Origin of the sequence: Staphylococcus simulans (assembly GCF_003043455.1) — a bacterium.
GTDB classification, from domain to species: Bacteria; Bacillota; Bacilli; order Staphylococcales; family Staphylococcaceae; genus Staphylococcus; species Staphylococcus simulans_A.
Genome location: NZ_PZGG01000063.1, coordinates 1 through 12800, shown reverse-complemented (window position 1 = coordinate 12800; position 12800 = coordinate 1). Strand labels below are relative to the sequence as shown.

The following is a 12800-nucleotide window of genomic DNA, read 5'->3' as shown; positions in this document are numbered from 1 at the left end:
TCGCTTTAATTCAAAACTTAGTAAAAAGAAACAGTCTAAAACTACTGATTCTTTGTTTCATCATTACAAGAAAGTATCTAAAATTAGAAAACCTCAGTACTTTTGGATTCTAATCAGTCTTTGTTTCTTTGGTGCTACCATTTTAATTGCTCTGTTCCATTCTCAGTGATTTAGAAAGTTAGTTCTCGCTTTCTTTTCTTGTCTTGAACAATCTAAATAGTAATACCTCTATTAACTTAAATGTTATATAATAATGATATAAGATGAATGAGAGGTGTAGCACATGCTTTCTACAATAATAAGAACAGTAGCTTGTATCGCAGCAACGATTTATGTGGGGTATAGTCTTTTTGTGCATTACGATATGGTTATTAATACAATTTTATTTATTGGTTCCTTTGTCGTTTTTGCATTCTTTGTGGGCATTTCATTGATTAAAAACGGTAACCTTCCGTTCTTCCATAATGCACAACAACGTGCTGAATCTATCGGTACGAATTATTTTTGGATTTACGCGAGTCTGACTTTTTATATCGGTACAGTTTTCATTGCGGTTTTCCATGCATTATAAGTAAAAAAAGCACCAGTACATTAAATTTTGTACTGGCGCTATTTTTTTGATTTATTTTTAATTATTGATAGATTTTACTGCCTTGTTCTACGAAGTCTTTTGCTTTTTCTTTCATCGCATCTTGTCTTTCTTGTTCATCAAAATGATGTTGACGTAAATCGTGCGAAATACGCATTGAACAGAATTTAGGTCCGCACATACTGCAGAAGTGTGCGACTTTCGCTGACTCTTTTGGTAATGTTTCATCATGATATTCACGCGCACGCTCTGGATCTAAAGATAAGTTGAATTGGTCAATCCAACGGAATTCAAAACGCGCTTTACTAATTGCATCGTCACGTTCTGATGCACCTTTCAAACCTTTAGCTAAATCTGCCGCATGTGCTGCAATTTTATAAGTGATTACACCTTCACGTACATCATCTTTATTTGGTAAACCTAAATGTTCTTTAGGTGTGACATAACAAAGCATTGCGGTACCATGGCTTGCGATTTGTGCTGCACCGATAGCAGAAGTGATATGGTCATAGGCTGGTGCGATATCTGTTGTTAGAGGTCCTAATGTATAGAAAGGCGCTTCTTTACAATAGAAATCTGCTAAATCTTGGTTCTCTTTAATTTTATGCATTGGAATATGTCCCGGTCCTTCAATCATCACTTGAACATCATGTTTCCAAGCAATATCCGTTAATTCACCTAATGTTTTCAATTCTGAAATTTGGCTTTCATCATTCGCATCATAAATTGAGCCTGGTCTTAATCCATCTCCTAAAGAGACCGCAATATCATAACGATTTAAAATTTCACAAATATCATCAAAGTGTTCATATAAGAAACTTTCCTCATGATGTGCTAAACACCATTGTGCCATGATAGAACCACCACGAGAAACAATACCTGTTAAACGATCAACAGTTAATGGGACATAACGTAGTAATACACCCGCATGGATAGTAAAGTAGTCTACACCTTGTTCCGCTTGTTCGATTAACGTATCGCGATAGATTTCCCATGTTAAGTCTTCCGCAATACCATTCACTTTTTCTAATGCCTGATAAATTGGAACTGTACCTACAGGAACTGGTGAATTTCTTAATAGATATTCACGTGTCGCATGAATATTTTTACCTGTAGATAAATCCATGATTGTATCTGCACCCCAGTGTGTCGCCCATACTAATTTCTCAATTTCCGCTTCAATCGATGAAGACACCGCTGAGTTACCGATATTCGCATTGATCTTAACTTGGAAATTTTTACCAATAATCATCGGTTCAGACTCAGGATGATTCACATTATTAGGGATAATTGCGCGGCCTCTCGCAATTTCATCTCTGACAAATTCTGGTTCAACACCTTCACGTGCTGCCACAAATTTCATTTCTTTTGTGATGATACCTTGTTTCGCATAATACATTTGCGTTACGCGTTTACCTTCTTGTGCACGTTTAGGTTGGTATTTGAACGGAGTTTCAACGAACTTATGATGTCCTTCTTTTTTAAAGCCGTTATCAATGGATTGTACTTTACGTCCTTCATACGCTTCTACATCTTCACGTGCATCAATCCAGTTAGAACGTAACTGCGGAATACCTTTTTGAACGTCTACTTCATAACCTTCTTCATGATACACACCCGCTGTATCATATACTGTAAGAGGTTCGTTCTTTTGTGTGCTGTAATCTGTCACGGTATCACTGAGTTCAATTTCACGAAACGGCACACGAATATCTTCATCTGCCCCTTGTTTAAAGACACGTCTGCTTGCTGGAAAACCTTTTTTCAATTCAATTTCTTCTTGTTTCATAAAATAATTCCTCCCTGCATCACTGCTAGGAGGCCTACAAAACATCAAGACAAGACAAATAAGAAAACGCATTCATAATTTTATGAATGCGCAAGGATTTTATACATATACAACAAAAGATAAACATAACACTATGCTTACCCCTCGTCATATTGAATTTCTATTTCTTAATCATCTATGTACGCTTCCCTACGCTAGTACTAACTAGATCAGGTTCAAAGGGTTGATGGTATATCTTTCAGCCTTTTCGGCACCCCTAGCAATGAGTTATTTAATTTACAATTTTATACTAACATTCAACAATTCATTATACAAGTCAATGTGCGGTATCACATTTTAAAAGTCATTGTTATGTTATTGAATTAAGTGTTTTCTCATTCTATTTAATGTAATCATCGAGGCTTTAGCTTCTCCTACTTTTTCATAACCTAACTTTTGATACAAAGCGGTTGCTTTATAATTGTCCTGATTTACAGTTAGCGATATCTTATTATATCCTGCTGCTTTTGCTTTATTTTCCGCTTCTGCTAGCAACGCTTGTCCTACACCTCTACGCTGAAACTCTGACGAAACAGATAACATACTGACATGGTACTCATCATTTTCACCTTCTTGCATACGAATCAGTGAAAGAATAGATTGATAATAATTCAAAATATGCGGCAATACGAAGATATGTTTCAACAAAGCAATTTGAATCACTGTTGGAATTAAACTTCTCTCTAAATCACGATATGGCATACATGTCATAAGCCCTGCAACTTTATCGTTAATGGTTGCTTGCAGTGTATGTTCATAGCTAAAACGATTCTTTTTCTTACGATACATTTTCTGCATATAATGTTCTATGAGTTGTTCGTTTTGACTGCCTAACATCGCATGACACATATTGCCTATCGCAACATAGCTTAAATGCCCAGCTTGATCGAAATCACGTGATGCCGAAGTTATTTTTATAGTATCATCCACGCTTAGCGCTCCTTTTTCTTTCTAATTTGTTGGTGCAAGTTGTCTTACTGTATTCATTCTTAATTTATGATTTGGAATCGGCATATGCAACATCCATTCATCAATCATGTGCTTTCTATTAATCTCATCTAACTTGTTTTGAACTTCTTCCTTATTTCCACTAATAATATACATACGCTTTTCTGTCACTTCAAATTTTTCATCGCTTTGTGATAAATAATCCTCGACTTGTGCTTTAGTATTTAAAATCGTCCTTCTGCCATCTTCAGAGATTAATTCATATTGACGTTGTGAAAATCGAAATGGCAATTGATTATCATCATCTGCAGTAACCATTGCAGGTATACTCACAATGAAACGTCCTTCTGGAAAGCGAGATTTATAAGCTTCTAAAGCTTCTTCCAATGCTTCTTGGTCCGCATTAATAAAGAATGCATAAATCACACCGACTTTAGCTTCTGCTGCTTGTATCACTGAATTCAAACTCGTACCAAGTAAATACACAGGCACACTAGATGTCTCACTTTGACGTTTTGCTGTTTTTAATCCCGTGTATTTAGATGCGTCATCGAAATTTTGAGTATTCAAGCGATTCAATATCTTAAACTTTTCATCAAACGAAAAGTAATTTTCTTTTAACTCTTCTTTTAAAATTTCTGTAACTTTAGGGTATCCTCCCGGTGCTTTTCCTACCGCTAAATCCACACGGTGATTAGATAGCTCATCCATTAAATGAAACTGTTCGATTACTTTAAGCGGATGATAATGCTGCAACATGACACCGCCGGAACCAATACGTAAATCTTGGGTTTGATTTAATAAATGCATTGTCAAGATTTCTGGAGACGTTCCAATAACGTCTTTTAAATTATGATGCTCAGCAACTAAATAACGTGTATATCCTAATTGATCTGCAAGTTGCGCAAGTTCTACCGTTTGTTTTAAAGCTTCTTGTGACGTTTGATTTTTAGTAATGGGCGTTTGGTCTAATATACTGACCGGCAACATATAACCCTCTCCTATTCTTCTCTCTTAATTGTCATGCTAGGGTTAAGCTGTAATAAAGTCAAAGACTACGATTTTATTTAAAAAATTCATAAATAAAAACACGGCCATATCTGACCGTGTTTCAATATTTAAATCCCCTTATTGAGTGAAAAATTATCCCTTTGTTTCTTACTCTTTATCTTTCTTTTTCTTACCTGTTTCTCTATCGATACTCTTATCAATGTAAGCGTGTTTTAATGTAGTTTCACCACCGATTTGATGATACACAATTCCTTTAAGTTGAGGGTTGCGTAAACTAGCAGCACCTTGTTGGTAAATAGGCGCAACTGGTGCTTCTCCTAACATTAATTCTTCCGCTTCTCTTAATTTATCAATACGTTTTTCTGGTTGTTTTAATAAAGAACTGTTTGCTTCTTTCAGCATATTATCAAATTCTTTACTGCTCCAGTCTGTATTGTTTTGCGCATTATCCGTTGTCATTGTATCTAAGAACGTCATTGGGTCTGGATAGTCAGGTCCCCAACCTGAAAGTGACATAGAATAATTCATTGTTAACTCTGCTGTAACACGCTGTTTGAATGGTAATTGTTTAATATTGACTGTGACACCAGGTAAGTTCTTTTCAATTTGCGACTTAATAAATTGTGCTGAAATCTTAGAACTTGGTGTATCTTCAGTATTTAATGTAAATGTGAATTCATCTTGACCTAATGCCTTTTTCGCTTTTTCAAGATGATCTTTGGCTGCTTTTGGATTATACTTAAGCGGTGATTTTACAGTCGTCGCATAATCTTTACCATCTGGTAATAAAGCGGTCTTTTTCGCTGTAAAGCCATCAAATGGTTTAGATCCATCTCCTAAAACATTATCTACATATGCTTCTTTATTGATCGATTGTGCAACCGCGTAACGCATATCTTTATTTTTGAATTCTTTTTGTTCTTTTTCATTTAATTTCAAGAAGAACGTTGAAGCTTTTAAGCGCTTAAAGAGTGCTGGACTATCTTTATATTTTTCCACTTGTTCTGATGTAATACCTGTATTATCTACAGAACCAGTGTCATATAACGATGCACCTGCTTGTTGATCTTTTAAAACCTTAAAGCTGATTTTATCTAGCTTGACTGCTTTTTTATCCCAATACTTATCATTCTTTTTCATTAAAATTTTGTCTTCAACTTTCCAATCCGTTAATTCAAAAGGACCGTTATAGACAGCTTTATCAGCAGTTGTCCCATATTTTTTACCATACTTTTTCGCAACTTTTTCATTTTGCGGCATGTATGTTCCGAAAGCTAACATTTGATCGAAATATGGTAATGGCTTCGTTAATTCAATTTGAAGTGTGTGTTTATCTAAGGCTTTAACGCCTAATTTATCCGGAGACATTTTACCTTCGTTAATCTTTTGTGCGTTCTTCAAGTCATACATAATATATGCATATTCAGAAGCCGTTTCAGGTTTCAGCGCTTTTTTCCAAGCAAACACAAAGTCATTAGCTGTAACTGGGTCACCGTTAGACCACTTTGCATTCTTTCTCATTTCAATTGTTAAAGTTTTACCGCCATTACTTTTCTTCGGCATTTTCTTAGCAATTGCTGGAATCGCTTGGTCTTTTTCATCTAATGAATATAGCCCTTCATAAACTTGGTTATAAACATTGAATGAAACTGTATCTGTCGCAAGCACTGTATCTAGTGTACTCATATCTTGTGATAATACTGAACGATAAACTTGTCCTTTATCATCATAAATACCGCCGCCTTGACTGCACCCACTGAGTATGAGGGCTGCTGCAGCAAGCATCATGGCTAATGAAATTAATTTTTTCTTCATCGCTTTATCCCCCTTACACTGTTTGTTGTGATCTTTGTTTTAATTCTTGTGCTTCCTCGTCTGTCACGAAGACATAATGTCCTGGAAAGACTTCTTGTAATGAACGTTCAGAATTCTTTTCGGTATCCTCTTTATAGACGATACGTGTTCTTGTACGTTCACTTTCAGGATCTGGTTGAGGTACCGCTGATAACAAAGATTGTGTGTAAGGATGTAAAGGATGATTATAAATTTCATCCGCTGTTCCTAACTCTACAATTTTACCGAAATGCATCACTGCGATTCTATCTGAAATATATTTCACCATAGATAAGTCATGGGCAATGAATAAGAACGTAATCCCTTTTTCACGTTGAAGTTTCAACAATAAGTTGACCACTTGTGCTTGAATTGAAACGTCTAGTGCTGAAATCGGTTCATCTGCGATGATGAATTCTGGTTCTACTGCTAATGCTCGCGCAATACCGATACGTTGTCTTTGTCCACCTGAGAACTCATGCGGATAACGGTTCGCATGCTCTTTATTCAAACCAACTGTTTCTAATAAATCATACACACGTTTTTTTCTATCTTTCGTATTCTTTGCTAATTTATGAATATCAATGCCTTCTGCAACGATATCCATCACTTTTAATCTCGGGTTCAATGAAGCGTAAGGGTCTTGGAAAATCATTTGAATTTTCTTATTGAATTTCAACATATCCTTACGCTTTTTAATATCTTGTATGTTAACCCCTTCGTAATAAACTTCTCCAGCTGTCGCATCATTCAACTTAATTAATGCTTTTCCAGTCGTTGACTTCCCGCAACCAGATTCTCCAACTAAGCCAAATGTTTCCCCTTTGAATATCTTGAACGAGATACCTTCAACGGCACGTACTTCATTACGCTTGCCGACATTGAAGTATTGTTTCAAGTTATTGACTTCAAGCAGTACTTCTTGCGAAGGTGCTTGATGACGTTGTTCAGCTGTTTCCCTTTGTTCTTGTTCAATGTGTCTTTGTTGTTCAATTGCTGTGTTAGATTCATTGAATTTTTGTTCGCGATTATCCTTCATTGAACGCCACCCCCTCTTGTCGTTGTGGTTTATCGAACTTATTCGCCATTGTTCTTTGACGTTGTTTCACAAGCTCTGGCGGTTCAACTTTCGGCGCTCTTTCATCTAATAACCATGACTTCACAAAATGTGTCGGTGACACTTTAAACCATGGCGGCTCTTCTTCAAAGTCGATATCTAATGCATATTGACTTCGTGGTGCGAATGCATCACCTTTTGGTGGATGTAGTAAGTCTGGCGGTGTCCCTGGAATTGCTGTTAGTTCAATATCATTACCTGTTTCTAAGTCAGGCATTGAAGATAACAGTCCCCAAGTATACGGATGTTGAGGGTCATAGAATATTTCATCAATTTCGCCTCTTTCAATCATTTGTCCGCCATACATAACTGCGACACGGTCTGCGATATTTGCGACAACACCTAAGTCATGTGTTATGAAAATAATCGATGTATCAATTTTTTGTTGCAGGCGTTTCATTAAGTCTAAAATTTGTGCTTGCATTGTTACATCCAATGCTGTTGTCGGCTCATCTGCGATTAAGACTTTCGGTTCGCATGCGAGCGCTGTCGCGATGACAATACGTTGTCTCTGCCCACCTGAAAATTGGTGGGGATAGGCTTTAAAACGTTCTTTCGCATTAGGCAAACCAACCATTTCTAAAATTTCTAGCGCACGTTTTTTCGCTTGTGATTTACTATAGTTACGGTGTTTAATCAAAGGTTCCATCACTTGTTTGCCGATTTGCATCGTTGGATTCAGTGACGTCATCGGATCTTGGAAAATCATAGAGATATCTTTACCTCTTAGTTTGATTAATTCTTTTTCAGGTTTTTGTGCTAAATCTTCCCCCAAGAATAAGATTTCTCCTTTTTTGATACGTCCTGCATCTCCTTGGAAAAGTTTTGTCAGCGCTTTAGTTGTCACTGATTTACCAGAACCTGATTCACCTACAATTGCCAGGGTTTCTCCCTTTCTCAAATAAAAGTCTACACCACGTACGGCTTGCACTTCTCCAGCATCAATATCAAAGGAGACATGCAAATCGTTTACTTCTAATATTTTATCTGACATCCTTTTTGCCTCCCTTATTTACGCATTTTCGGATCGAATGCATCACGTAATCCATCACTGAATAAGTAGAAGAATAAAATCAATAAACTTAAAATCAATGCTGGAATAAATAATTCATGCGGATGAATCAATAACATCGCGCGTCCGTCATTTACTAATGAACCAAGTGACGTTTTAGGTGCCGGTACACCGATACCGATGAAGCTTAAGAATGCTTCGAAGAAAATTGCACTTGGTACTGTGAACATTGAAGTTACAACAATAGCACCTAATGTATTCGGTAAAATATGACGGAAAATCAATTTCCCTTTAGAAGCCCCTAATGTGCGTGATGCTAATACGAATTCTTGTCCTTTTAATTTTAAGAACTCACCACGAACAACACGGCTCATGCCAATCCACCCAGTGATGGCCATTGCTAAAATAATTGTCCAAATTGAAGGTTCGAAAATTAATACGAATAAAATTACGACAATCAAGTTCGGAATAGAAGCGATGATTTCTATAATCCGCTGCATGACGTCATCTGTTCGTCCTCCAAAGAATCCGGATATCGCCCCGTAAACCACACCGATAAAGATATCTAATGCGGCTGCGACTACACCGATGAACAATGATACTTGTGCTCCTTGCCAAGTACGTGACCATAAGTCACGACCTAATTGGTCAGTCCCAAACCAGAAGTTTTCTTTTACACCTGCTTCTTTATATGCATCTTTGCCATCTGCACCTACACCGTCAAACGGTAAGAAAGGTATTTGGTCTAAGACAGGTATTTTTGCCGGCAAGTTTCTGCGGTCTACATCTTGTTCAGCATAATCATGACTGCTGATTAAAGGACCCACAAGTGCCATGATGATGATTAAAATTAATCCAATCATACCGACAACTGCGAGTTTATTTCGTCTTAATTGGCTCCATGCATCTTGCCAGAAGTTCTTACTTTCACGCTGAATTTCCGGCTCTTTTTCGATGTCTTGTTCTACTAAGATAAAATCTGGCACATTCTCGCCATCTGTAGTATGTGTAAGCGTTGCGTTGGAGTAATCTCCATGCAAATGTTGTTTTTTGTCTTCTGCCATTATTTCTTACCTCCTTGTATCCTAATACGCGGATCGATAATTCCATATAAAATATCCACAATGAAAATCGATACGATGAATAACGTACTGAATAAAAGAGTGGTTGCCATAATGACAGAGAAGTCATTCGTTTGAATCGATCTTACGAATTGATCCCCTAGTCCTGGAACCCCGAAGATATTCTCGATTGTAAGTGTTCCTGTTAAAATTCCAGCTAACATCGGTACGATGATTGTGATAACTGGAATCAACGCATTTCGTAACGCATGTCCGAATAGCACACGCATCATCGAATTCCCTTTGGCTCTCGCAAGTAAAATATAATCAGAACTCAGCACTTCGATCATTTCCGCTCGTATGTATCGTGCGACTGTCGCAAGTACGCCTGCTGAAAGTGCGAGTGATGGCAGTATAGCTGTTGAAATGCCTTCCCAACCTGCTACTGGGAACCATCTTAATCTTACTGAGAACACATATTGTAATAATACTGCTAATACGAATGATGGTACTGAAACAGCGATAACTGAAATAACTGTCGCTGAGTAATCCACCCATGTATTTTGTTTTGTTGCTGCTGCAACCCCCAAAATCAATCCTAAAACAATCCCGATGACCATCGCCGCAAGTCCCATTTCAATCGACGGAATCAAACGAGGTTGAATTAAATCCCACACTGGTTGGTTATGATATTGGAATGAAACCCCAAAATCTCCTGTGACTACATTTTTCAAGTAGTGCAAATATTGTACAATGACTGGATCATTCAAACCGTAGGTCTCGTTCAAAATCTCCTTTTGATCTGCGCTTAACTTTGCATCATTAAATGGTGAACCTGGCATCAATTTCATTAAGAAGAAAGTGATAGTCATAATGATAAACAAAGAAATAAGCATGTACCCAAAACGCTTGAGTATATATCTAAGCATTGACAATCCCCCTTATAGATTCAAATTAAACATTCCCTTCTAAATTATCAGAAATATTTTAATATTAGTATATCGGTAATTTACATTCAAAATCAACATAATTTTTTGAATAATTTAAATGTTATAACAAAAAGTTCCGTCACACATGTGTAACAAATATAGCAATATCAATAGATTACGCACTTTTTGTTTCTTGTATTTCTATTAAAAAAACTTTATAGTTATTACTAAATAAATGCTGATGAATTACTTTTAAATTTTTAATGAATCGAGAGGTTATCGTGATATGAATAGACACTTCAAATGGATTTTTTGGGCAATATTCTCACCTGTTTTAAGTTTGATTATTTGGCTGTTTCGCGAGCATACGTGGACCCAATTTATCGACATTTTATTCATTGTCAGTATGATGCTTTTCATTGTCGGCTTCATTTTCGTCTTAGTTCAAGACGGTATCTTCGATGCGACAAGCTATGGTTTTAGACGTTTGCGCTACCAAATGTCTAGTGCCAAACATCGCAAAGCACATGTTGATGACGAATTCATCAATCCTAAACAAGTCAAAAGAGAGTTCTACATTGTAGAGCGTTGGACGATCTATTTGACTGTGGTCAATGTGGTTTATGTTATTTTATGTTTGCTAGCAATTTTTACTTTTTAACCACAAAAAAGCAGCAGAGTGATTTCACTTTGCTGCTTTTTCTTCGCATATTTTATTACTTTCAGCATTTAAGATTTAACTTCAACTGTCTACTCGAGATATACATAGGAAGTTATTCACAAATCAAATAATACATACAAAATCAAAATTCCAGTAACAAACAAGTAAATTAAATATGCGATATTTTTCTATTTTCTGTATTTTTTATATGAATAAATACGTTCATATTAGTATTTCCAACAAATTATAGAAAGAATTAACTGACATTTTGAATATTGAAGCTAAACTTTTTGTTAAAAACTTCCATAAACAGCCGTTAATTATGAAATGGTCTCTTTCTTTCAAAAACACAACTGTATTTTCAGGACAAACAAAAACCAGATGTTCGAACTCTGAATTAGAGCCCGAACATCTGGTTTATTTGGCTCTTTGTCAAATTCGGCTGATGTATAAAATTCGAATCAAAATATGCTCATTAGAGCTACCATTTTAAGACACTCATTGGCACTTTTGCTTAACTCAAAATCGAGTTTGCAATATGGAAGGAGAAAATATTTTATGTCAGGTGTTATTGATGCTATCAGTCAAGCAACTCAATCAGGTTTAAATCAAGATTGGGTAACGATGGGAACTAATATCGCTAAAACATTAGCGCAAGGTATTGATGTTATTTCTGGTTTCTTTGGTTAATTTAAAAGATTAAGGTAACTTCAACGTTTTGATTAAAATTATTGTTGAGGTTACATTTTTTATGTTGCTTGAAAATCAATTGTAGATGCTCAACTTTTACTTCCACATACAATAGATGTCACGTATTACTCCAACTGTACAGTGATTACTGACTACTGACTAAATCTAAATAGTATAGAGTCTTTCAATTTTGCGTTCCTCTACTAACCAGTGTAATAGTCAGCTAAAATTTATTTTTCAATTGTAATGCGTATAATGATAAAAACAAACTAAGTATTCCTGAGATAGAAAATAATATTATAAAAAATATATTGTTAATGCTAAAAAGAATTCCTGCTAGTAAAAATCCTATTGGAGCGATACTTTGAACAGTACTATTTAAAAACCCGAAAAATCTACCTTTTATTTTATCAGGAATATTTTTCTGAAAATATACTATTGAAGGTATGTTTGTGTATTGAATTCCAATTCCTAGCAATAACCTAGATATTATAAATATAACTAATATCATGAGATTATTGAATTTGAAAACAAAGGTAAGTGTAATTAACAATATAGAAAGAAACATAATCAATAGACCATGAGCGTTTTTTTCCCAAACACTACTTTTCAATTTAATCATAGGATAAATTATAGCGATTAGGATCATGCCTAAAGGAGTAGCTACTTGCATAATACCTAAGTTAGATGCACTCATATGAAAATACTGAGTAAAGCTTGAAGGTATACCAACATTTAAAAAGGATAATTGAAAATTTATGAAAACACCTAATAATACTAGTAACAGAATATCTTTATGAGACCATAAATAATTGGCAGAGGATAGAAAGCCTTTATTTAAACGTATATCACTTAAACTAGCGTGATCGTCTGAAATATGTTTCGGATAATTTATAAAAAGAGCACTAAGTAATGCAAGTATTTCAGTACATAAAAGAATTAACAAAAAATCTTTTAATGGGATTAGAGAGTAAATTGTTCCTGCTATCATAGGTGATACTATAGCAATCATTTTTTCTATCGCACTTCTATTAGATACTGTATTTTCAATTAAATGTTCTCCTACTAAATGTATAAGACTTGTATCAAACACAAGTGTTACAGTTAGATCTGTAATAGTC

The 12800-nt window shown here is 35.6% G+C and carries 12 protein-coding genes and 1 riboswitch; of the genes, 3 read left to right on the top strand and 9 right to left on the bottom strand.

Features of this window, described 5'->3' with window-relative positions; all coding sequences use genetic code 11:
* The first annotated feature begins 283 nt into the window (after nucleotides 1-283).
* The gene (locus BU038_RS10195; protein WP_107605952.1) at nucleotides 284-571 is read left to right on the top strand and encodes a hypothetical protein; all 288 of its coding nucleotides are present in this window, start codon (nucleotides 284-286) and stop codon (nucleotides 569-571) included.
* A 61-nt stretch (nucleotides 572-632) separates the two neighbouring features.
* Here the strand turns inward: BU038_RS10195 and thiC are convergent, their stop codons facing one another.
* The 8 genes from thiC to opp3b form a co-directional block, all read right to left on the bottom strand.
* The gene (gene thiC, locus BU038_RS10190; protein ID WP_107605951.1) at nucleotides 633-2378 is read right to left on the bottom strand and encodes a phosphomethylpyrimidine synthase ThiC; all 1746 of its coding nucleotides are present in this window, start codon (nucleotides 2376-2378) and stop codon (nucleotides 633-635) included.
* 169 nt (nucleotides 2379-2547) lie between these two features.
* Nucleotides 2548-2646: riboswitch (TPP riboswitch) on the bottom strand.
* Between the two features lie 86 nt (nucleotides 2647-2732).
* On the bottom strand, nucleotides 2733-3347 hold the full coding sequence (locus tag BU038_RS10185; protein ID WP_107605950.1) for a GNAT family N-acetyltransferase: 615 nt from the start codon (nucleotides 3345-3347) through the stop codon (nucleotides 2733-2735).
* Between the two features lie 21 nt (nucleotides 3348-3368).
* Nucleotides 3369-4355, bottom strand: a complete 987-nt coding sequence (locus BU038_RS10180; protein ID WP_107605949.1) for an MsnO8 family LLM class oxidoreductase — start codon at nucleotides 4353-4355, stop codon at nucleotides 3369-3371.
* A 168-nt stretch (nucleotides 4356-4523) separates the two neighbouring features.
* Nucleotides 4524-6191 (bottom strand): peptide ABC transporter substrate-binding protein, encoded by a 1668-nt coding sequence (locus BU038_RS10175; protein WP_107605948.1) that lies wholly within the window; start codon nucleotides 6189-6191, stop codon nucleotides 4524-4526.
* A 13-nt stretch (nucleotides 6192-6204) separates the two neighbouring features.
* Nucleotides 6205-7248, bottom strand: coding sequence for an ABC transporter ATP-binding protein (locus BU038_RS10170; RefSeq protein ID WP_241963171.1), 1044 nt, complete (start codon nucleotides 7246-7248; stop codon nucleotides 6205-6207).
* Nucleotides 7238-8320: an ABC transporter ATP-binding protein gene (locus tag BU038_RS10165; protein WP_107605947.1), complete on the bottom strand. Its 1083-nt coding sequence runs from the start codon at nucleotides 8318-8320 to the stop codon at nucleotides 7238-7240. Before BU038_RS10165 ends, BU038_RS10170 begins: the two co-directional genes overlap by 11 nt.
* 14 nt (nucleotides 8321-8334) lie before the next feature.
* On the bottom strand, nucleotides 8335-9402 hold the full coding sequence (gene opp3C / locus BU038_RS10160; protein ID WP_107605946.1) for an oligopeptide ABC transporter permease: 1068 nt from the start codon (nucleotides 9400-9402) through the stop codon (nucleotides 8335-8337).
* Nucleotides 9402-10328 (bottom strand): oligopeptide ABC transporter permease, encoded by a 927-nt coding sequence (gene opp3b / locus BU038_RS10155; RefSeq protein ID WP_023015802.1) that lies wholly within the window; start codon nucleotides 10326-10328, stop codon nucleotides 9402-9404. The genes opp3C and opp3b overlap by 1 nt, the downstream gene beginning before the upstream one ends.
* A gap of 286 nt (nucleotides 10329-10614) precedes the next feature.
* On the opposite strand from opp3b, the gene BU038_RS10150 reads away from it, so the two are divergent.
* A complete protein-coding gene (locus BU038_RS10150) occupies nucleotides 10615-10989 on the top strand; it encodes a DUF3899 domain-containing protein (protein WP_107605945.1) in 375 nt (124 codons plus the stop codon).
* A 558-nt stretch (nucleotides 10990-11547) separates the two neighbouring features.
* Nucleotides 11548-11679 (top strand): beta-class phenol-soluble modulin, encoded by a 132-nt coding sequence (locus BU038_RS10145; RefSeq protein WP_107605944.1) that lies wholly within the window; start codon nucleotides 11548-11550, stop codon nucleotides 11677-11679.
* A gap of 223 nt (nucleotides 11680-11902) precedes the next feature.
* Here BU038_RS10145 and BU038_RS10140 read toward each other — a convergent pair.
* Nucleotides 11903-12800: MFS transporter (locus BU038_RS10140; RefSeq protein ID WP_142402599.1), on the bottom strand; the 898-nt coding region annotated here is incomplete at its 5' end.

Bases quoted from the DNA above. Each gene is read 5' to 3' on its own strand.
- BU038_RS10165 (WP_107605947.1), bottom strand. From the start codon at position 8,320: ATGTCAGATAAAATATTAGAAGTAAACGATTTGCATGTCTCCTTTGAT.
- BU038_RS10175 (WP_107605948.1), bottom strand. From the start codon at position 6,191: ATGAAGAAAAAATTAATTTCATTAGCCATGATGCTTGCTGCAGCAGCC.
- BU038_RS10180 (WP_107605949.1), bottom strand. From the start codon at position 4,355: ATGTTGCCGGTCAGTATATTAGACCAAACGCCCATTACTAAAAATCAA.
- BU038_RS10195 (WP_107605952.1), top strand. From the start codon at position 284: ATGCTTTCTACAATAATAAGAACAGTAGCTTGTATCGCAGCAACGATT.
- BU038_RS10150 (WP_107605945.1), top strand. From the start codon at position 10,615: ATGAATAGACACTTCAAATGGATTTTTTGGGCAATATTCTCACCTGTT.
- BU038_RS10145 (WP_107605944.1), top strand. From the start codon at position 11,548: ATGTCAGGTGTTATTGATGCTATCAGTCAAGCAACTCAATCAGGTTTA.
- opp3b (WP_023015802.1), bottom strand. From the start codon at position 10,328: ATGCTTAGATATATACTCAAGCGTTTTGGGTACATGCTTATTTCTTTG.
- thiC (WP_107605951.1), bottom strand. From the start codon at position 2,378: ATGAAACAAGAAGAAATTGAATTGAAAAAAGGTTTTCCAGCAAGCAGA.
- BU038_RS10170 (WP_241963171.1), bottom strand. From the start codon at position 7,248: ATGAAGGATAATCGCGAACAAAAATTCAATGAATCTAACACAGCAATT.
- opp3C (WP_107605946.1), bottom strand. From the start codon at position 9,402: ATGGCAGAAGACAAAAAACAACATTTGCATGGAGATTACTCCAACGCA.